This window comes from Klebsiella sp. Q2 (assembly GCF_009900705.1).
GTDB lineage: Bacteria > Pseudomonadota > Gammaproteobacteria > Enterobacterales > Enterobacteriaceae > Klebsiella > Klebsiella quasipneumoniae.
On record NZ_JAAABE010000003.1, the window covers coordinates 38,535 to 57,896 of the forward strand.

A 19,362-nucleotide genomic window follows, 5' to 3' on the forward strand; every position below is an offset into this window, starting at 1 on the left:
CGTGAGCTTCGACATCACGGTTTTCAAGGAATAACAATTAGATCATGCAAAGCCTGTCTCCAACATCGCGTTACCTTTCAGCCCTGAAAGAGGGCAGCCATCAACCCGACGACGTCCAACAAGAAGCGGTGAGCCGCCTTGATACCATTTACCAGGAGCTGCAGACTCAGCCCGCGCCCGTCGCGTCAGGCGGCGGTTTGCGCGCGAAATTCGGCAAACTGCTGGGTAAGCGCGAACCAGCAGCCGAGGCGACGCCTGTCCGCGGCCTGTATATGTGGGGCGGCGTGGGGCGAGGGAAAACCTGGCTGATGGACCTGTTTTACCAGAGCCTGCCGGGCGAGCGTAAGCAGCGCCTGCATTTCCATCGCTTTATGCTGCGGGTGCATGAAGAGCTGACCACCCTGCAGGGCCATAGCGACCCGCTGGAGATTGTCGCCGACCGCTTTAAAGCGGAAACCGACGTGCTCTGTTTCGACGAGTTTTTTGTCTCCGATATTACTGACGCCATGCTGTTGGGCGGTCTGATGAAAGCCCTGTTCGCCCGCGGCATCACGCTGGTGGCGACCTCCAATATTCCGCCGGATGAGCTCTATCGCAATGGTCTACAGCGCGCCCGTTTTCTGCCCGCTATCGACGCCATCAAGCAGCATTGCGATATTATGAACGTTGATGCCGGCATCGATTATCGCTTGCGTACCCTGACCCAAGCGCACCTGTGGTTGTCGCCGCTGAATAACGACACCCGCGAACAGATGGATAAACTGTGGCTGGCGCTGGCCGGCGCGCCGCGCGCTGCCGGGCCGACGCTGGAGATCAACCATCGCGAGCTGCCGACCCTCGGCGTGGAAAACCAGACGCTGGCGGCGTCGTTCGCCACGCTGTGCGTGGATGCCCGCAGCCAGCATGACTATATTGCGCTCTCCCGCCTGTTCCACACCGTGATGCTGTTCGACGTGCCGGTGATGACCGCGCAGCTGGAGAGCGAAGCCCGGCGCTTTATCGCCCTGGTGGATGAGTTCTATGAGCGCCACGTGAAGCTGGTGGTCAGCGCGGCGGTGCCGCTGTACGACATTTATCAGGGAGAGCGGCTGAAGTTTGAGTTCCAGCGCTGTCTGTCGCGCCTGCAGGAGATGCAGAGCGAAGAGTACCTCAAGCGCCCGCATATGCCCTGACAGGACACTTTTCCCGGCGAATTCAGGGCCGCAGGGCCGCCCCGGGAGCTGCCTGAAAAATCTCATAAAGGGGTCGATCTTTGACCCCGACTTCTCTATAATCTTGCGACCCCACGTTACGAGAAGGTTTTTTTCCCGAAACTTTCTATGTGCCGGCATAGGCTATTCGAAGGGGTAGGTTTGCTGGACAATGTCGTGTGAACCTCAACTGACTAAACGTTTGGGTGTTCACCAACGTGTAACTTATTATTTGGGTAAGCTTTTAATGAAAACTTTTACAGCTAAACCAGAAACCGTAAAACGCGACTGGTATGTTGTTGACGCGACCGGTAAAACTCTGGGCCGTCTGGCTACTGAACTGGCTCGTCGCCTGCGCGGTAAGCACAAAGCGGAATACACTCCGCACGTTGATACCGGTGATTACATCATCGTTCTGAACGCAGAAAAAGTTGCTGTTACCGGCAACAAGCGCGAAGACAAAATGTACTACCACCACACCGGCCACATCGGTGGTATCAAAGAAGCGACCTTTGAAGAGATGATTGCCCGCCGTCCTGAGCGTGTGATTGAAATCGCGGTTAAAGGCATGCTGCCAAAAGGCCCGCTGGGTCGTGCTATGTACCGTAAACTGAAAGTTTACGCGGGTAACGAGCACAACCACGCGGCACAGCAACCGCAAGTTCTTGACATCTAATCGGGATTATAGGCAATGGCTGAAAATCAATACTACGGCACTGGTCGCCGCAAAAGTTCCGCAGCTCGCGTTTTCATCAAACCGGGCAACGGCAAAATCGTTATCAACCAGCGTTCTCTGGAACAGTACTTCGGTCGTGAAACTGCCCGCATGGTAGTTCGTCAGCCGCTGGAACTGGTCGACATGGTTGAGAAACTGGATCTGTACATCACTGTTAAAGGTGGTGGTATCTCTGGTCAGGCTGGTGCGATCCGTCACGGTATCACCCGCGCTCTGATGGAGTACGACGAGTCCCTGCGTTCTGAACTGCGTAAAGCTGGCTTCGTCACTCGTGACGCACGTCAGGTTGAACGTAAGAAAGTCGGTCTGCGTAAAGCACGTCGTCGTCCGCAGTTCTCCAAACGTTAATTGTTTTCTGCTCACGCAGAACAATTTGCGAAAAAACCCGCTTCGGCGGGTTTTTTTATGGATAAAACGACTGTTATCCACAAGCTTACCGCCGGTTCTCGCCACTTTTTCAGCATTTCCAGAATCCCCTCACCACAACGTCTTCAAAATCTGGTAAACTATCATCCAATTTTCTGCCCAAATGCTGGTGATTGTTCATTTTTTGTTTTATTCGTGAACGAAGGTGACATCGCGCTAATGGGGTTTTTACATCTGGCTGGCCATGAGTGGCTGGCAGCAGTACAAAATTCTGAATATACCTGGAGGTTTTCATGGCTGTCGCTGCCAACAAACGTTCGGTAATGACGCTGTTTTCTGGTCCTACTGACATCTATAGCCATCAGGTCCGCATTGTGCTGGCCGAGAAGGGTGTCAGTTTTGAGATAGAGCACGTGGAGAAGGACAACCCGCCTCAGGATCTGATTGACCTCAACCCGAATCAAAGCGTACCGACGCTGGTGGATCGTGAGCTCACTCTGTGGGAATCCCGCATCATTATGGAATACCTGGATGAGCGTTTCCCGCACCCGCCGTTAATGCCGGTTTATCCGGTGGCGCGTGGCGAAAGCCGTCTGTATATGCAACGTATCGAGAAGGACTGGTATTCGCTGATGAACACCATCCAGAGCGGTACCGCAGCGCAAGCTGATGCTGCGCGTAAGCAGCTGCGTGAAGAACTGCTGGCCATCGCGCCGGTCTTCACCCAGAAACCTTACTTCCTGAGCGATGAGTTCAGCCTGGTGGATTGCTACCTGGCGCCGCTGCTGTGGCGTTTGCCGGTTCTCGGTGTGGAGCTGGTTGGCGCAGGCGCGAAAGAGCTGAAAGGCTATATGACTCGCGTATTTGAGCGTGATTCCTTCCTCGCTTCTTTAACTGAAGCCGAGCGTGAAATGCGCCTCGGTCGGGGCTAAATAATGGATGTATCACAGCTGACGCCGCGTCGCCCGTATCTGCTGCGGGCGTTTTATGACTGGCTGCTGGATAACCAGCTGACGCCGCACCTGGTGGTGGATGTCACACTGCCGGGCGTGCTCGTGCCGATGGAGTACGCGCGCGACGGGCAAATCGTTCTCAATATTGCTCCGCGTGCGGTAGGTAATCTTGAGCTGGCGAACGACGAAGTGCGCTTCAACGCGCGCTTTGGCGGCGTGCCGCGCAACGTGTCTGTCCCGCTGGCTGCGGTACTCGCCATCTATGCCCGTGAGAACGGCGCTGGCACGATGTTTGAACCGGAAGCGGCCTATGACGAAGACGTCAGCAGCCTCAACGATGATGACGTCGCGCCTGAGAGTGAAAGCGAAACGGTGATGTCGGTGATTGATGGCGATAAACCGGACAATCACGACGACGATCCTGACGACACGCCGCCGCCGCGCGGTGGCCGCCCGGCGCTGCGCGTCGTGAAATAATCCTTACCAGGCCCTTCGGGGCCTGTTTTATGCTCTCTGCAAAATTCTTGTGTTAAGATGGAACAGCCGTCACATGCTGTCACAAATCACGCAATGGTCCCTATGAGCGCATTTGATCCACAAGCCGAAGATACCCCGTCCTCCATTGGCAACAGCCTTGGCCGCCGTCCTCTGGCGCGCAAAAAACTGTCTGAAATGGTGGAAGAAGAGCTGGAGCAGATGATCCGGCGCCGGGAGTTTGCGGAGGGTGAACAGCTGCCGTCCGAACGTGAGCTGATGACCTTTTTTAACGTTGGACGTCCTTCGGTTCGTGAAGCGCTGGCGGCGCTGAAGCGTAAGGGACTGGTGCAGATCAGCAACGGCGAACGCGCTCGCGTTTCCCGGCCTTCAGCGGACACCATCATTGGCGAGCTTTCCGGCATGGCGAAAGACTTTTTGTCTCACCCTGGCGGTATCGCGCATTTTGAACAGCTGCGTCTGTTTTTTGAGTCCAGTCTGGTTCGCTATGCCGCAGAACACGCCAGCAATGAGCAGTTGGAAAAGCTGACGCAAGCGCTAAAGATCAACAGTCAATCGCTGGATGACAATGCGCTGTTTATCCGCTCTGACGTTGAATTTCACCGCGTGCTTGCGGAGATCCCCGGTAATCCAATCTTTATGGCTATCCATGTGGCCCTGCTGGACTGGCTAATCGCCGCCCGGCCAACGGTGCCCGAGCGCGAACTGCACGAACATAACAGCGTCAGCTATCAACAGCATATCGCTATTGTTGATGCTATTCGTCGTCGCGATCCTGACGAAGCCGATCGCGCCCTCCAGACCCACCTCAATAGCGTATCCGCCACCTGGCACGCCTTAGGTCAGAAAGCCTGATCTCGTAGTTTATCCTCACGATCCTGAGGATCGTTTAGTGAAGTAGATCGCATTATAAGCGTTCTCTATTACTCTGCTGCTTATTTGATCTGGTATAACAGGTATAAAGGTACATAGTTAATCATTAAGAATTCACAAAGAGGTAGATATGGCGGTCAATTTACGTGGGGTTATGGCGGCGTTGCTTACGCCGTTCGATGGGCAGCAAAAACTGGATAAAGAGAGCCTGCGTCGACTGGTGCGATTTAATCTGCGCCAGGGTGTTGATGGACTATATGTTGGAGGATCTACCGGTGAAGCCTTTGTCCAGAGCGGCACAGAGCGTCAGGAAGTGCTGGAGATCGTAGCGGAAGAGGCGAAAGGCAAAATGACTCTTATCGCCCATGTCGGCTGCGTGAGTACCCTCGAAAGCCAGCAACTGGCAAGGGCTGCGGTAGGTTATGGCTACGATGCTGTCTCCGCCGTCACGCCGTTCTATTATCCGTTTAGTTTCGAAGAACACTGCGCGCATTATCAGGCCATTATTGAGTCGGCTGATGGCTTGCCGATGGTGGTGTACAACATCCCGGCGCTAAGCGGCGTGAAGCTGACCCTCGATCAAATCAATACCCTGGTGACGCTGCCTGGCGTCGGTGCGCTAAAGCAGACTTCAGGCGATCTATTCCAGATGGAACAGATCCGACGGGCTCATCCGGATCTGGTGTTGTACAACGGTTACGATGAGATATTTGCCTCAGGCCTGTTGGCAGGAGCTGATGGCGGTATTGGGAGTACTTACAACATCATGGGCTGGCGTTACCAGGGAATGGTCGCGGCGCTGAAAGTGGGTGATGTTGCCAAAGCACAGCAGCTGCAATGTGAGTGCAACAAGGTAATCGACCTGTTGATTAAAACCGGCGTATTCCGTGGTTTGAAAACCGTATTGCACTATATGGATGTGGTCTCTGTGCCGCTGTGCCGTAAGCCGTTTGCACCGGTAGACGAAAAATTCTTGCCGGAGCTGAAAGCGCTGGCGCAGCAGCTAATGCAGGAACACGGCTGATCGGTAGCCGGGTGGCGACAGTGCTTTCCGGCCTGCGGTTGCTCTTTCCTGGCCGGGCAAGCGAAGCCCCCTGGCGCGACAACAAACATCGTCGGGAGAGTAAAATGAGTACACTGCCCCAGAACATCCCGTGGTACCGCCATCTTAGCCGTCCCCAGTGGCGGGCTTTTTCCGCCGCCTGGCTCGGGTATTTGCTTGATGGTTTTGATTTTGTATTAATCGCCCTGGTGCTCACCGAAGTGCAGGGGGATTTTGGCCTGACGACCGTTCAGGCTGCAAGTCTCATCTCAGCGGCTTTCATTTCTCGCTGGTTTGGCGGTCTGATGCTTGGCGCGATGGGCGATCGCTATGGTCGACGCCTGGCGATGGTGACCAGCATTATTCTGTTCTCTCTCGGTACTCTGGCCTGCGGTTTTGCGCCGGGTTACACAACAATGTTTATCGCGCGTCTGGTTATCGGTATGGGAATGGCTGGAGAGTACGGCTCCAGCGCCACTTACGTTATCGAAAGCTGGCCGAGGCATCTACGCAATAAGGCCAGCGGTTTTCTGATTTCCGGGTTTTCCGTTGGCGCAGTTATCGCCGCACAGGTTTATAGCCTGGTGGTACCCGTCTGGGGCTGGCGCGCGCTTTTTTTCATCGGCATTGTTCCCATCGTATTTGCCCTCTGGCTGCGGAAAAATATTCCGGAAGCCGAAGACTGGAAAGAGAATCATGAAGGCAAAGAACCGGTACAGACTATGGTCGATCTGCTTTATCGCGGCAAGCATCGGGTGATTAACATCCTGATGACCATCGTGGCGGCGACTGCCCTATGGTTCTGTTTTGCCGGTGGCTTGCAAAATGCAGGTATCGTTCTGCTGCTGGGCGTAATGTGCGCGGTGATATTTATCAGCTTTATGGTGCAGAGCAGCGGTAAACGCTGGCCTACGGGCGTGATGCTGATGGTGGTGGTACTTTTCGCCTTCCTTTATTCATGGCCAATTCAGGCGCTGCTGCCGACTTATCTGAAAACCGAGCTGGCCTATGACCCGACGACGGTGGCAAAAATTTTGTTTTTCAGCGGGTTTGGCGCGGCGGTTGGCTGCTGTGTGGGCGGATTTCTCGGGGACTGGCTGGGAACCCGCAAGGCCTATGTTTACAGCCTGCTGGCTTCACAGTTGTTGATTATTCCGGTCTTTGCAATTGGCGGCACACACATCTGGGTTCTTGGCCTGCTTCTGTTTTTCCAGCAGATGTTAGGGCAGGGGATCTCCGGGATCTTGCCAAAACTGATTGGCGGCTATTTCGATACCGATCAGCGGGCGGCTGGACTTGGTTTTACCTACAACGTGGGGGCGCTGGGAGGCGCGATTGCGCCGGTGCTGGGTGCCTTAATTGCCCAGCGTTTGGATTTGGGTACCGCGTTGGGATCGCTCTCTTTTGGTCTGACCTTCGTTGTAATCCTGCTGATTGGGCTGGATATGCCGTCCCGCGTACAGCGCTGGATTCGGCCGGAAGCGATACGAACTCATGATGCGATCGATGGTAAACCTCTAATCGGAGCGGTGCCTTTTGGTGGTAACAAAAGCGGCTTAGTTAAGACCAGATAACAACAGCCCGGCTGCGGTGCCGGGTATTCATATTTATCAGGGAGCGAGTATGTCTTTGCTTAAAGAATTGGATTTACGCATTAGCGCTAACGGCGGTCTTATTGTTTCCTGTCAACCGGTACCCGGCAGCCCATTGGATAAGCCGGAGATCGTTGCCGCGATGGCGCTGGCGGCGGAGCAGGCCGGGGCGGTCGCGTTGCGCATTGAAGGCGTAGAGAATCTGCGCGCGGTACGCGCGCAGGTAAAGGTGCCGATTATCGGCATTATTAAACGCGATCTGGATGATTCGCCGGTAAGGATCACGCCCTATCTGGAAGATATCGATGCGTTGATGCAGGCTGGCGCCGATATCATCGCCGTTGATGGCACAGAGCGAGCGCGCCCTGTTCCAGTGGCAACGCTACTGGCGCGTATCCACCAGCACAAGCTGGTGGCAATGGCCGACTGCTCCTCTCTTGAGGATGGCCTGACCTGTCAGGCTCTTGGCGCGGAAATCATCGGCACTACGCTGTCGGGCTATACCATGGCGTATACCCCGGATGAACCAGATCTGGAGCTGGTGAAAGCGCTGGCGGAGGCCGGCTGCAGGGTGAATGCGGAAGGGCGCTACAACACACCGGCTCAGGCAGCGGAAGCCATACGCCACGGTGCGTGGGCGGTGACAGTTGGTTCTGCGATTACCCGCCTGGAACATATTTGCCAGTGGTATAACACGGCGTTAAAAGAGACGAAGTCATGACGACGCTGGCGATAGATATTGGCGGTACGAAGCTTGCTGCGGCGCTGGTAACGGATGACCTGCTGCTCTGCGATCGTCGCGAGCTACCCACTCCTGCCAGCAAAACAGCGGATGCTCTGAACACGGCGCTGGAGGCGCTTGTCAGGCCTCTGTGCATGCGGGCAAAGCGCGTCGCGATAGCCTCGACCGGGATTATTCGTGAAGGAAACCTGATTGCAATTAATCCACAGAATCTTGGCGGACTCATGCACTTCCCGCTGGTAAAAACGTTACGAGAAATAACCGGTCTGCCAACGCTGGCGATAAATGATGCTCAGGCGGCAGCCTGGGCGGAATACCAGGCGATGGCTGATAAGGTCAGCGATATGGCGTTTATTACCGTTTCTACCGGGGTTGGCGGCGGCGTGGTGAGCAACGGTACTTTACTTACCGGGGCCGGAGGCCTGGCCGGACACCTGGGGCACTCGTTAGCCGATCCTGACGGACCGCTTTGCGGCTGCGGTCGCGTCGGCTGCGTAGAGGCTATTGCTTCCGGACGGGGAATCGCCGCGGCGGCAACTGACGATCTCTGCGGACTGGATGCGAAATCTATTTTTACTTTTGCGGCGCAAGGCCACCCGCAGGCGCGTTTACTCATTCAGCGCTCGGCACAAACTTTGGCGCGGATGATTGCCGATCTTAAAGCGTTGACCGATTGCCAGTGCGTGGTCGTTGGCGGCAGTATTGGCCTGGCGGATGGGTACTTACCGTTGGTGAGGGACTATCTGGCGCAAGAACCGGCTATTTACCAGGTTCCATTATGCGCAGCACACTATCGCCATGATGCTGGCCTGCTGGGAGCGGCGCTATGGGGCAAGGAGAGAAGCCATGATAATCGGTGATGTAAACAATCCATTGTTGGCTGGCGTGTCGTCGGGGCTACAAAAGGCGATATCCCTCGCCCTGGATCATGATTTATTGAGTCTTTCTCCCGGAAGCGTTGAACTTCAAGGGGATAATGTCTTTATGAATGTGATGCAGTTTATGACGGAGTTTCCGGCAGATAAAAAGGCTGAACTACATACGAAGTTTATCGATATCCAGATATTACTGGCGGGCGAAGAGCAGATTTTTTTCGGCATAGCCGGCTCCGCAATGCAGTGCGAGGAGATGCACGTTGAGGAGGATTATCAGCTGTGCAACGCGATTGATGGCGAACAGTCGGTCATTCTGACGCCAGGTATGTTCGCGATCTTTATGCCGGGTGAACCGCATAAGCCAGGATGCGTAATAACCGAGCCCGCAGAGATAAAAAAAGTGGTGATTAAAGTCAGCGCAAATTTGTTAAGCGCATAAATAAGCCCGATGGGATTAACCATCGGGCCTGAGTCCCATACCCGGATAAAACCGCTATCCGGGTATTCGCATTACACTTCCAGGTAGTTCAGGATCCCGTCCGCCGCTTTACGTCCTTCGGCAATCGCGGTGACCACCAGGTCGGAACCGCGCACGATATCGCCACCGGCGAAGATTTTCGGGTTGCTGGTCTGGAAGGCGTTCTCGCTGCCTTCCGGGGCAATGATGCGGCCCTGGGAGTCCAGCTCGACGCTGTGCTTCGCCAGCCACTCCATGCTGTGGGGACGGAAGCCAAACGCCATGACGACGGCGTCTGCCGGCACCACGTGCTCAGAGCCGGGAACGATCTCCGCGCGACGGCGGCCTTTTGCATCCGGCTGGCCCATCTCGGTGCGCGCCATCTTCACGCCGCACACTTTGCCGTTGGCATTCACTTCCACACCCAGCGGCTGGACGTTGAACTGGAACTCCACGCCTTCTTCACGCGCGTTTTTCACTTCGCGTTTTGAACCCGGCATGTTCTCTTCGTCACGACGATAGGCGCAGATCACGTGAGCCGCATTCTGACGGACGGAGGTGCGTACGCAGTCCATCGCGGTGTCGCCACCGCCGAGAACCACCACGCGTTTGCCTTCCATGCTGACGTAGGGCTCATCGGCGGTTTCGCCAAAGCCCATGATCTGCTTGGTATTGGCGATCAGGAACGGCAGCGCGTCGTAGACGCCCTGGGCGTCTTCGTTGTCCAGCCCGCCGCGCATTGACTGATAGGTGCCAACGCCGAGGAACACCGCATCGTACTCTTTCAGCAGGTCGTCAAGCTGCACGTCACGGCCCACTTCGGTATTGAGTTTGAACTCAATGCCCATGCCAGTGAAGATCTCCCGGCGGCGGGTCATCACCTCTTTTTCCAGCTTGAACGCCGGGATACCGAAGGTCAGCAGGCCGCCGATTTCCGGATGGCGGTCAAACACCACCGCCTTGACGCCGTTACGGGTCAGGACGTCGGCACAGGCGAGGCCCGCCGGGCCAGCGCCGATGATAGCGACGGTTTTACCGGTCGGTTTCACGCCGGAGAGATCCGGACGCCAGCCCATCTCGAATGCTTTATCGTTGATATAGCGTTCGATGTTGCCGATGGTCACCGCGCCGAACTCATCGTTCAGCGTACAGGAGCCTTCACACAGGCGGTCCTGCGGGCAAACGCGCCCGCAGACTTCCGGCAGGGTGTTGGTCTGGTGCGACAGCTCAGCCGCCTCAAAAATACGTCCCTCGTTGGCCAGCTTCAGCCAGTTCGGGATGTAGTTATGCACCGGGCACTTCCATTCGCAGTACGGGTTGCCGCAGGACAGGCAGCGATCTGCCTGCGCCTTGGCCTGGCCTTCTGAAAACGGCTCGTAAATTTCCACAAATTCAATTTTACGGATCTTCAGCGGTTTCTTTGGCGGATCAACGCGCTGCAGGTCGATAAATTGATAAACGTTCTGACTCATCTTAACCCCTTACTGCGCCTGCACCCGCAGCTCAGCTGCGGAACGACTACGGTGACCCAACAGTGCTTTAACATCGCTGGACTTCGGTTTAACCAGCGCAAACTTCGCGGAGAAGGCCGGCCAGTTGGCGAGGATCTCTTCGCCGCGTTGCGAACCGGTAAGCTGTACGTGCTCGGTGATTAAACCGCGCAGGTGCTCTTCATGGATGGCCAGAGAGTCAACGTCCAGCACTTCCACCAGCTCCGGATTCACGCGCTTGCGGAAGTCGCCATCTTCATCCAGGACATAGGCAAAGCCGCCGGTCATCCCTGCGCCAAAGTTGACGCCGGTTTTACCGAGCACGCAGACGATGCCGCCGGTCATATATTCACAGCCGTTGTCGCCGATGCCTTCCACCACGGTAATGGCGCCGGAGTTACGCACCGCGAAACGCTCACCTGCGCGGCCTGCGGCGTACAGACGACCACCGGTCGCGCCGTACAGGCAGGTGTTGCCGATAATGCTGGCTTCGTGACTGCGGAAAGCGGAGCCCACCGGAGGACGAATGGCCAGCAGACCGCCCGCCATGCCTTTGCCGACATAGTCGTTGGCGTCGCCCGTCAGATGCAGTTCCACGCCGCCGGCGTTCCACACGCCGAAGCTCTGGCCCGCGGTGCCGCTAAAGTGAGCGACGATCGGGTCGCCCGCCAGTCCCTGGTCGCCATGGGTCTGGGCGATATACCCGGACAGCGAGGCCCCCACGGAGCGGTCGGTATTGCGGATATCGAACCAGAACGTTTTGCTCTGCTTTTCATCCACGTACGGTTTCGCCTGCTGCAGCAGCTGGGCGTTGAGCACGCCGTTATCGAACGGCGGGTTATTTTCGGTGCAGTACAGCGCTTTGCCAGGATGCGGCTCTGCGGTCTCCAGCAGTTTACCCAGATCCAGTTTCTGCTGCTTGGCGGTGAACCCATCCAGCTCTTTGAGCAGATCGGTGCGGCCAATCAGATCCACCAGTCGCTTGACGCCCAGCTGGGCCATCAGCTCGCGGGTTTCACGGGCGATAAATTCAAAGTAGTTGGTCACTTTGAACGGCAGACCGTGATAGTGGTTCTTACGCAGTTTGTCATCCTGGGTCGCCACGCCGGTCGCGCAGTTGTTCAGGTGACAAATACGCAGGTATTTACAGCCCAGCGCCACCATCGGGCCGGTGCCGAAGCCGAAGCTTTCCGCGCCAAGGATCGCCGCTTTGATGATATCGAGGCCGGTTTTCAGGCCGCCATCCACCTGCAGACGGATCTTGTGACGCAGACCGTTAGCGACCAGCGCCTGCTGGGTTTCCACCAGACCAAGCTCCCACGGACAGCCGGCATATTTCACTGAAGTGAGCGGGCTTGCCCCGGTGCCGCCGTCGTAGCCGGCGATGGTGATCAGATCGGCATAAGCCTTGGCTACGCCGGTGGCGATGGTGCCCACGCCCGGTTCCGAAACCAGCTTGACCGAGATCATCGCTTTCGGGTTAACCTGCTTGAGGTCGAAAATCAGCTGCGCCAGATCCTCGATAGAGTAGATATCGTGGTGTGGCGGCGGGGAGATCAGCGTCACGCCCGGTACCGAATAGCGTAGTTTAGCGATGTACGGGGTGACTTTATCACCCGGCAGCTGACCGCCTTCACCCGGCTTCGCGCCCTGGGCGACTTTGATCTGGATAACGTCGGCATTGACCAGATAGGCTGGGGTGACGCCGAAGCGGCCGGATGCCACCTGCTTGATGCGCGACACTTTGTTGGTGCCGTAGCGCGCCGGGTCTTCACCGCCTTCACCGGAGTTGGAGAAGCCGCCGATGCTGTTCATCGCTTCCGCCAGCGATTCGTGCGCTTCCGGACTCAGGGCGCCGATCGACATCGCTGCGGTATCGAAGCGTTTGAACAGCTCCTTCGCCGGCTCCACGTCGTCGATGCTGATGGCATCTTCGCCCGGGTTGAGCGCCAGCAGATCGCGCAGCGTGGCCGCCGGGCGTTCGTTAACCAGCTTCGCGTATTGTTGATAATCGCTGTACTCGCCGCTCTGCACAGCCTGCTGCAGGGTACGCACCACGTCCGGGTTGTAGGCGTGATATTCGCCGCCGTGAACGTACTTCAGCAGACCGCCCTGAGCCAGCGGCTTGCGCGCCAGCCAGGCGCGTTTCGACAGATTCAGCAGATCCTGCTGGAAATCGTCGAAGCCAGCGCCGCCGATGCGGCTGACCACGCCCTGGAAGCAGAGATCGGAGACATCGCGATGCAGACCGACCGCTTCGAACAGCTTCGAGCAGCGGTAGGAGGCGATGGTCGAGATCCCCATCTTGGACATGATCTTATACAGACCTTTGTTGATACCGTTGCGATAGTTCAGCATCACCGCACGGTACGGTTTATCGATGGCTTTGCTGTCGACCAGCTTCGCCAGCGTTTCATAGGCGAGGTACGGATAGATAGCTGTCGCACCGAAGCCCAGCAGCACGGCGAAGTGGTGCGGATCGCGGGCGCTGGCGGTTTCAACGATGATGTTGGCATCGCAGCGCAGACTTTTATCGACCAGACGGGTCTGGATCGCGCCAACGGCCATCGGCGCCGGCACCGGCAGGCGGTCTTTGGCGATGTTACGGTCGGAGAGGACCAGCAGCACGGTACCATCGCGTACCATCTGCTCCGCTTTGTCGCACAGGGCCTTCACCGTCTCGCTGAGGGAAGCCTCTGCCGGGTTGAAGGTGATGTCGAGGACGTCGGCACGATAGTGCTCTTCTTCCATCGTCGTCAGCTGTTTGAAATCGGAATACAGCAGGATCGGCGATTTGAAGCTCAGACGATGCGCCTGGCCTTCCGCTTCGCAGAAGACGTTCATTTCGCGACCGATACTGGTGGCCAGCGACATGACGTGCGCTTCACGCAGCGGATCGATAGGCGGGTTCGTCACCTGGGCGAACTGCTGACGGAAGTAATCGTAGATAATGCGCGGCTGGCTGGAAAGGACGGCAAACGGCGTGTCATCGCCCATAGAGCCGACCGCCTCCTGGCCATTTTCGCCGAGCACGCGCAGAACCGAGTCCAGCTCTTCCGCGCTGTAGTTAAACTGTTTCTGGTAGCTGGCCAGCAGATCGTCGTCCAGCTGGCGGCTGCCAACCTCTTCGTCCGGCAGATCTTCAAACGGCACCAGGCGACGAACGTTTTTCTCCATCCACTCTTTATACGGATGGCGGCTCTTCAGATCGTCATCGGTTTCCGCCGAGTGCAGAATGCGTCCGGCACGGGTATCGATAACCATCAGCTCGCCCGGGCCCACGCGGCCTTTTTCAACCACTTCGTCCGGCTGGTAGTCCCAGATGCCGACTTCAGAGGCGCAGGTGATGAGCTTATCTTTGGTAATGACGTAGCGCGCCGGGCGCAGGCCATTACGGTCGAGGTTACAGGCCGCGTAGCGACCGTCGGACATGACGATGCCCGCCGGGCCGTCCCATGGCTCCATATGCATGGAGTTAAAGTCGAAGAATGAACGCAGCTCCGGATCCATATCCGGGTTGTTCTGCCAGGCTGGCGGCACCAACAGACGCATGGCGCGCACAATGTCCATCCCGCCGGCCAGCAGCAGCTCCAGCATGTTGTCCATTGAACTGGAGTCGGAGCCGGTTTCGTTAACGAACGGCGCGGCGTCGTGCAGGTCCGGGATCAGCGGGGTCTGGAACTTATAGGTACGGGCGCGAGCCCACTGGCGGTTGCCGGTGATGGTGTTGATTTCACCGTTGTGCGCCAGGTAGCGGAACGGCTGTGCCAGCGGCCAGCGTGGTACGGTGTTGGTGGAGAAGCGCTGGTGGAACAGGCAGATAGCCGACTCCAGGCGCAGGTCTGCGAGGTCCAGGTAGAAGCGCGGCAAATCCGCCGGCATACACAGACCTTTATAGATGTTGACCAGGTTGGACAAGCTACAAACGTAGAAATCTTTGTCTTCCTGCAGGCGTTTTTCAATGCGACGACGCGCAATAAACAGACGGCGCTCCATATCGCGCGGGCGCCAGCCGGCCGGGGCGTTAACAAAGATTTGCTCAATACGGGGCAGCGAGGAGAGGGCGATTTCACCGAGCACGCCTTCGTTGGTCGGCACATCGCGCCAGCCGACGATCGACAGGGTCTCAAGCTGAAGTTCTTCTTCAACGATGCGGCGCGCCGCTTTCGCCAGTTCAGGATCTTTATTCAGGAACAGCATCCCAACGGCGTAGTTTTTGGCTAAACGCCAGCCGCGCTCTTCGGCAACGATGCGGAAGAAACGATCGGGTTTTTGCAGCAGCAGACCGCAACCGTCGCCGGTTTTACCATCGGCAAGGATTGCGCCACGGTGCTGCATGCGGGCCAGTGCGTGTATCGCGGTTCGCACTACCTTGTGGCTAGGTTCGCCTTCTATGTGGGCGATCAGGCCGAAACCACAGTTATCCCTCTCAAGGGATTTGTCGTACAACATATCAGTGAACCTCCCCAGGCTCTACGGACCCCCTCCGATACCGATTGCGCACAGGCACAGAAAGAGCATGGCGACGGGGTTTGCACCTCGCATTCGCCCTCTTTAAATCCTTTTCGCATCGGTACACAAGTTTGAGGACTTGCTGTTAAGAGGGAATCTCAATTACTGCATAAATATGATGAGCAGAGTGCTCATCCAGAAAGCTTCCAGCGGATTCCCAACTTATCGGGAATCCACACTTACGTCAAATGGCAATCTTATTAATACAAAAATGTGCTATGCAGGTATTAAGTTGTTGTTTTTAAAATAAATAATGCTATTTTTTATGCTTTGGATACGCCTGCAGAGGGTAAGGCTAGTGTGATCTGTCTCACTGTGCGCGCGGCTTTGCATTACCGATCTACGCTGAAATATATTTCATTATTAGCACATTTGACTGCTATAAATGTGTGTGATGGATATTAATACTGTTTTTTACCATAAAGCAGATTAGGGCCGCGCGATGATGAAATATAAGGAAAACTCATTACCCTGTGGGTGAATGAAATTGCAGTAATCATGATTGTTTATGCAATGGGATGATTCGCCGCGCTGACGATTGATCCAGGTCATCGCCGTCGGTGACGAAAAGTGGCAGGCTTGGCCCCCTTTGTTGAGGCCGGTCTATCAGATTATGCAGTTACAGAAATTAGTCAATATGTTTGGTGGGGATCTTCTGCGCCGCTATGGTGAAAAGGTCCATAAGCTAACGCTGCACGGCGGTTTTAGCTGCCCGAACCGCGACGGTACGCTGGGCCGTGGCGGTTGCACATTCTGTAACGTGGCCTCATTTGCGGATGAAGCGCAGCAGCATCGATCCATCGCCGAACAGCTCGCCCATCAGGCGCAGCTTGTTAACCGGGCAAAGCGTTATCTGGCCTACTTTCAGGCCTATACCAGCACCTTTGCTGAAGTGCAGGTGCTCCGCTCGATGTATCGTCAGGCCGTCAGCGAGGCGAATATCGTTGGCCTCTGCGTTGGCACCCGCCCGGACTGCGTGCCGGAGGCGGTTCTCGACCTGCTCAGTGAATACCACCAGCAGGGGTATGAGGTTTGGCTGGAGCTGGGGCTGCAGACCGCCCATGATAAGACCCTGCATCGCATTAACCGCGGGCATGATTTCGCCTGTTACCAGCGCACTGCGCGTCTGGCGCGTGAGCGCGGACTGAAGGTATGCGCGCATCTGATCGTCGGCCTGCCCGGGGAGAGCCAGGAGCATGGCCTCGAGACGGTGGAGCGGGTCGTGACCACCGGCGTGGATGGCATAAAGCTGCATCCGCTGCATATTGTGAAAGGCAGCATTATGGCAAAAGCATGGCAGACCGGTCGTCTCGATGGCATCGAACTGGAGGCGTATACCGTCACCGCCGGGGAGATGATCCGCCATACCCCGCCGGAGGTGATCTACCATCGCATATCGGCCAGCGCCCGTCGGCCGACGCTGCTCGCGCCGCTGTGGTGCGAAAATCGCTGGACCGGAATGGTTGAACTGGATCGCTATCTGAATGAGCAGGGCGCTCAGGGTTCGGCGCTGGGCCGCAGCTGGGTCGCGCCCCAGTCGGCGAAATAGTCTAAGAGGATGCCCGGCGTGATGGCTGCGCCGGGCATGGCTTTCCTGTCAACTAAGCCTGACTGGCTTTCATCGTCACACGCGGCGTTTTGATCACGAACAGCACCAGCAGGGCGCCGAGCGCGGCGATAGTGCCGGCGAGGACAAAGGCGCTGTCGAATTTACCGGTAGACTGTACGATATAGCCGGTGACAATCGGTCCCACGATGCCGGAGACGCTGCCGATAAGGTGGATAAAGCCGCTGGTGCCGCCAACGCGGGATTTATGCACCACGTCCTGGATAATCGCCCAGTAGATCGCTCCGGTGACATAGAGGAAAAAGATGGAGACCGACATCAGCAGAACGGCAGGAACGACGCTGCTGACGGTACCGGCAAGCCCCACACAGATGGCGGCCATCAGCAGACATACCACCAGCACAATTTTGCGTGACAGCAGCAGGCGTCCGGTGAGTTTAAAAATTTTATCGGAAATATAGCCCCCCAGCGCCAGACCGACAAAGCCGACTATCCATGGGATCATGGTGGTGAGGCTCATCTGTTTAATATCGAGATGGTGCTGCTGAACCAGATAGGACGGAAACCAGCTGAGAAAGAAAAACAGAATATAGTTGTAGCAAAAGAAGGCAAAGGCCGTCACCAGTATAATAGGTTGTTTGAGATAATAACCCAGCGAGTGGGCGGTTTGATTTTCAGTTGATTCCAGCGCAGACTCCTCTTGCTTCATATTATTAATGAGCATGAGCTCTTCCCGGCTGACATGTTTATGTTTTTCCGGCGAGTTAGCGGCAATAAAAAACCACACTATCATCCACACAATGCCGATGGCGAAAATAATCATAAACGCCGGGCGCCAGCCGAATGCCAGGGCCAGATAACCGACGATGGGGCCGGCAACCGCGCCGCCCAGCGGAGAGCCGGCGCTGAGCAGCCCCACGGCGGTGGCCGCTTGCTTCTTGGGAAACCAGCCGTTGATCATCTTGTTCGCCGACGCGCAAATCGGGCCCTCAGCCATCCCGAAGAGGACTCGCAGCATCAGCATGGAATAAAAGCCGGTGGCAAAGGCAGTTAAGCCGCAAAACAGCGACCACATCCCCACCGCCAGCCCCAGGACTAGCGTTGCGCCAAACTTATCTACGGCCAGACCGCCAATAAAATTAAATACCGCATAGCCGAAGAAAAAACTGCCGAAAATAATACCAAATTGTTCAGCGTTTAGCGCCAGATCCTTTTCAATCATTGGTACCGTAATGGATAACGCCACCCGGTCCAGATAATTAATCATATATACTAAAAATAATAACAGGACGATAATCCAGCGGATATTTTTTCCCATGATGACACCATGATGATTATATTATTGAGCTCTGGCGCGACGGATATCAATATTCACGTCGCCCGTTATTTAGCATTTAACCCAGCTGCAGCAATACCTTGCAGCAAGTTTTCCGATCGTTGGCGAAAATCTCCATCGCCTCTTTTACCTGCTCCAGCGGCATGCAGTGGGTGATTAACGCCTCAGGCTGGATAAGGCCTTTCTCCATCCAGTCGATAACCAGCGGAAAACGCCCGCTGTTTAGCCGGGAGGAGAAAATGGAGATCTCTTTACTGGTGATGCTTTGCTGGGTCAGGGTGGACGGCTCGCCGGAGAAGCCGAGTATGCCGATGCGTGCGGCGGGAGAGGCGAGGAGAATGGCCTCCTGAAGGATCGCCGGATGGCAGGCGGCATCGATGATCAGCGTGGGGGCTATCTGCCGCTGCGCCAGCTGTTCCGCCAGCGGCTGGTGAGTGTTATCCAGCGTCAAATCGGCGCCGTTGTCCCGCGCCATCTGCAGACGTTCGGCAATGCGGTCCACTACGATCACCTGCTTAACGCCATACACCCCCTTCAGCGCCTGGATCACCGTCAGACCCATCGGACCTGCGCCGTAGATCAGGGCGATATCCTGCGCCGTGGGCTGCAGCTGGGCGGTAATGTTTGCCGCAATGGTAAAAGGCTCAACCATCGTCGCCTGACGATCGCTGATGGCCTCCGGAATGCGCCAGGCGTTTTTCGCCGGCACGCAGGCGTAGTCGCTGAATCCGCCGTCGCGGTGAACCCCGATGACCTGGAGCTGCGCACAGACATTCGGCCGCCCCACCGAGCAGGGATAACAATGGCCGCAGCTGACGACAGGGTCGACCGCGACGCGCTCGCCGATGCGTGCCGAAGAGACCTGCTCGCCGACGGCATCAATGATGCCGAAGAATTCATGGCCGATAACGCGGGGATATTTCGCGAAGGGGTTATGGCCTTGATAGATATGCACATCGGACCCGCAGATCCCGGCAAAGGCGATTTTCACCCGGACTTCGTGGGCGCCCGGAGCGGGAACCGGACGGGATTCGATGTTCAGTTGGCCTGGCTCTTTGACAACGACGCTTCTCATTTCTGTTCCTTCCCTTGTCTGTTTTCTGAACAAATAGCGTTATTTTTATTACCATACAAGT

General features: G+C 56.5%; 17 protein-coding genes. 13 read left to right on the forward strand and 4 right to left on the reverse strand.

Translation table 11 applies throughout. From position 1 onward, the window contains the following. The first annotated feature begins 44 nt into the window (after nucleotides 1-44). The 12 genes from zapE to nanQ all read left to right on the forward strand — a co-directional run bounded on the left by zapE (nucleotide 45) and on the right by nanQ (nucleotide 9,303). Nucleotides 45-1,172: a cell division protein ZapE gene (zapE, locus tag GT756_RS11860; RefSeq protein WP_004206226.1), complete on the forward strand. Its 1,128-nt coding sequence runs from the start codon at nucleotides 45-47 to the stop codon at nucleotides 1,170-1,172. Between the two features lie 265 nt (nucleotides 1,173-1,437). Next, the gene (gene rplM, locus GT756_RS11865; RefSeq protein ID WP_002918559.1) at nucleotides 1,438-1,866 is read left to right on the forward strand and encodes a 50S ribosomal protein L13; all 429 of its coding nucleotides are present in this window, start codon (nucleotides 1,438-1,440) and stop codon (nucleotides 1,864-1,866) included. A gap of 15 nt (nucleotides 1,867-1,881) precedes the next feature. Beyond that, nucleotides 1,882-2,274 carry a 30S ribosomal protein S9 gene (gene rpsI / locus GT756_RS11870; RefSeq protein WP_000829818.1) on the forward strand — a complete coding sequence of 131 codons (393 nt, stop codon included), beginning with the start codon at nucleotides 1,882-1,884 and terminating at the stop codon, nucleotides 2,272-2,274. A 57-nt stretch (nucleotides 2,275-2,331) separates the two neighbouring features. After that, complete coding sequence (locus GT756_RS11875; protein ID WP_136023330.1) at nucleotides 2,332-2,616, forward strand: hypothetical protein; 285 nt, start codon at nucleotides 2,332-2,334, stop codon at nucleotides 2,614-2,616. Further along, nucleotides 2,586-3,224: a stringent starvation protein SspA gene (sspA, locus tag GT756_RS11880; RefSeq protein WP_002918467.1), complete on the forward strand. Its 639-nt coding sequence runs from the start codon at nucleotides 2,586-2,588 to the stop codon at nucleotides 3,222-3,224. The genes GT756_RS11875 and sspA overlap by 31 nt, the downstream gene beginning before the upstream one ends. 3 nt (nucleotides 3,225-3,227) lie before the next feature. Continuing rightward, on the forward strand, nucleotides 3,228-3,722 hold the full coding sequence (gene sspB / locus GT756_RS11885; protein ID WP_002918465.1) for a ClpXP protease specificity-enhancing factor: 495 nt from the start codon (nucleotides 3,228-3,230) through the stop codon (nucleotides 3,720-3,722). Between the two features lie 93 nt (nucleotides 3,723-3,815). Further along, nucleotides 3,816-4,595: a transcriptional regulator NanR gene (gene nanR / locus GT756_RS11890; RefSeq protein WP_004206225.1), complete on the forward strand. Its 780-nt coding sequence runs from the start codon at nucleotides 3,816-3,818 to the stop codon at nucleotides 4,593-4,595. Nucleotides 4,596-4,743: 148 nt separating this feature from the next. Continuing rightward, entirely contained in the window at nucleotides 4,744-5,637 is an 894-nt protein-coding gene (gene nanA, locus GT756_RS11895) for an N-acetylneuraminate lyase (RefSeq protein WP_004206223.1), read from the forward strand. A gap of 104 nt (nucleotides 5,638-5,741) precedes the next feature. Then, complete coding sequence (locus GT756_RS11900) at nucleotides 5,742-7,229, forward strand: MFS transporter (protein WP_048295640.1); 1,488 nt, start codon at nucleotides 5,742-5,744, stop codon at nucleotides 7,227-7,229. A gap of 49 nt (nucleotides 7,230-7,278) precedes the next feature. Next, the gene (locus GT756_RS11905; RefSeq protein WP_065802882.1) at nucleotides 7,279-7,968 is read left to right on the forward strand and encodes an N-acetylmannosamine-6-phosphate 2-epimerase; all 690 of its coding nucleotides are present in this window, start codon (nucleotides 7,279-7,281) and stop codon (nucleotides 7,966-7,968) included. Further along, nucleotides 7,965-8,849 (forward strand): N-acetylmannosamine kinase, encoded by an 885-nt coding sequence (locus GT756_RS11910; protein WP_065696776.1) that lies wholly within the window; start codon nucleotides 7,965-7,967, stop codon nucleotides 8,847-8,849. Before GT756_RS11905 ends, GT756_RS11910 begins: the two co-directional genes overlap by 4 nt. Continuing rightward, nucleotides 8,836-9,303: an N-acetylneuraminate anomerase gene (nanQ, locus tag GT756_RS11915; protein WP_160124818.1), complete on the forward strand. Its 468-nt coding sequence runs from the start codon at nucleotides 8,836-8,838 to the stop codon at nucleotides 9,301-9,303. The genes GT756_RS11910 and nanQ overlap by 14 nt, the downstream gene beginning before the upstream one ends. Before the next feature lie 71 nt (nucleotides 9,304-9,374). Here the strand turns inward: nanQ and gltD are convergent, their stop codons facing one another. Together gltD and gltB are read right to left on the reverse strand one after the other, a co-directional pair. Further along, nucleotides 9,375-10,793, reverse strand: a complete 1,419-nt coding sequence (gene gltD / locus GT756_RS11920; RefSeq protein WP_004206218.1) for a glutamate synthase subunit GltD — start codon at nucleotides 10,791-10,793, stop codon at nucleotides 9,375-9,377. Nucleotides 10,794-10,802: 9 nt separating this feature from the next. Then, the gene (gene gltB / locus GT756_RS11925; RefSeq protein ID WP_017899925.1) at nucleotides 10,803-15,263 is read right to left on the reverse strand and encodes a glutamate synthase large subunit; all 4,461 of its coding nucleotides are present in this window, start codon (nucleotides 15,261-15,263) and stop codon (nucleotides 10,803-10,805) included. Nucleotides 15,264-15,936: 673 nt separating this feature from the next. Between gltB and GT756_RS11930 the strand changes: the two genes are divergently transcribed. Next, the gene (locus GT756_RS11930; RefSeq protein ID WP_160124819.1) at nucleotides 15,937-16,872 is read left to right on the forward strand and encodes a TIGR01212 family radical SAM protein; all 936 of its coding nucleotides are present in this window, start codon (nucleotides 15,937-15,939) and stop codon (nucleotides 16,870-16,872) included. A 52-nt stretch (nucleotides 16,873-16,924) separates the two neighbouring features. Here the strand turns inward: GT756_RS11930 and GT756_RS11935 are convergent, their stop codons facing one another. Further along, nucleotides 16,925-18,208 carry an MFS transporter gene (locus GT756_RS11935; RefSeq protein ID WP_004206215.1) on the reverse strand — a complete coding sequence of 428 codons (1,284 nt, stop codon included), beginning with the start codon at nucleotides 18,206-18,208 and terminating at the stop codon, nucleotides 16,925-16,927. Nucleotides 18,209-18,284: 76 nt separating this feature from the next. Continuing rightward, nucleotides 18,285-19,301 carry a Zn-dependent oxidoreductase gene (locus tag GT756_RS11940; protein WP_053809924.1) on the reverse strand — a complete coding sequence of 339 codons (1,017 nt, stop codon included), beginning with the start codon at nucleotides 19,299-19,301 and terminating at the stop codon, nucleotides 18,285-18,287. Between the last annotated feature and the right edge of the window lie 61 nt (nucleotides 19,302-19,362).

Bases quoted from the DNA above. Each gene is read 5' to 3' on its own strand.
- zapE (WP_004206226.1), top strand. From the start codon at position 45: ATGCAAAGCCTGTCTCCAACATCGCGTTACCTTTCAGCCCTGAAAGAG.
- rplM (WP_002918559.1), top strand. From the start codon at position 1,438: ATGAAAACTTTTACAGCTAAACCAGAAACCGTAAAACGCGACTGGTAT.
- rpsI (WP_000829818.1), top strand. From the start codon at position 1,882: ATGGCTGAAAATCAATACTACGGCACTGGTCGCCGCAAAAGTTCCGCA.
- GT756_RS11875 (WP_136023330.1), top strand. From the start codon at position 2,332: ATGGATAAAACGACTGTTATCCACAAGCTTACCGCCGGTTCTCGCCAC.
- sspA (WP_002918467.1), top strand. From the start codon at position 2,586: ATGGCTGTCGCTGCCAACAAACGTTCGGTAATGACGCTGTTTTCTGGT.
- sspB (WP_002918465.1), top strand. From the start codon at position 3,228: ATGGATGTATCACAGCTGACGCCGCGTCGCCCGTATCTGCTGCGGGCG.
- nanR (WP_004206225.1), top strand. From the start codon at position 3,816: ATGGTCCCTATGAGCGCATTTGATCCACAAGCCGAAGATACCCCGTCC.
- nanA (WP_004206223.1), top strand. From the start codon at position 4,744: ATGGCGGTCAATTTACGTGGGGTTATGGCGGCGTTGCTTACGCCGTTC.
- GT756_RS11900 (WP_048295640.1), top strand. From the start codon at position 5,742: ATGAGTACACTGCCCCAGAACATCCCGTGGTACCGCCATCTTAGCCGT.
- GT756_RS11905 (WP_065802882.1), top strand. From the start codon at position 7,279: ATGTCTTTGCTTAAAGAATTGGATTTACGCATTAGCGCTAACGGCGGT.
- GT756_RS11910 (WP_065696776.1), top strand. From the start codon at position 7,965: ATGACGACGCTGGCGATAGATATTGGCGGTACGAAGCTTGCTGCGGCG.
- nanQ (WP_160124818.1), top strand. From the start codon at position 8,836: ATGATAATCGGTGATGTAAACAATCCATTGTTGGCTGGCGTGTCGTCG.
- gltD (WP_004206218.1), bottom strand. From the start codon at position 10,793: ATGAGTCAGAACGTTTATCAATTTATCGACCTGCAGCGCGTTGATCCG.
- gltB (WP_017899925.1), bottom strand. From the start codon at position 15,263: ATGTTGTACGACAAATCCCTTGAGAGGGATAACTGTGGTTTCGGCCTG.
- GT756_RS11930 (WP_160124819.1), top strand. From the start codon at position 15,937: ATGCAGTTACAGAAATTAGTCAATATGTTTGGTGGGGATCTTCTGCGC.
- GT756_RS11935 (WP_004206215.1), bottom strand. From the start codon at position 18,208: ATGGGAAAAAATATCCGCTGGATTATCGTCCTGTTATTATTTTTAGTA.
- GT756_RS11940 (WP_053809924.1), bottom strand. From the start codon at position 19,301: ATGAGAAGCGTCGTTGTCAAAGAGCCAGGCCAACTGAACATCGAATCC.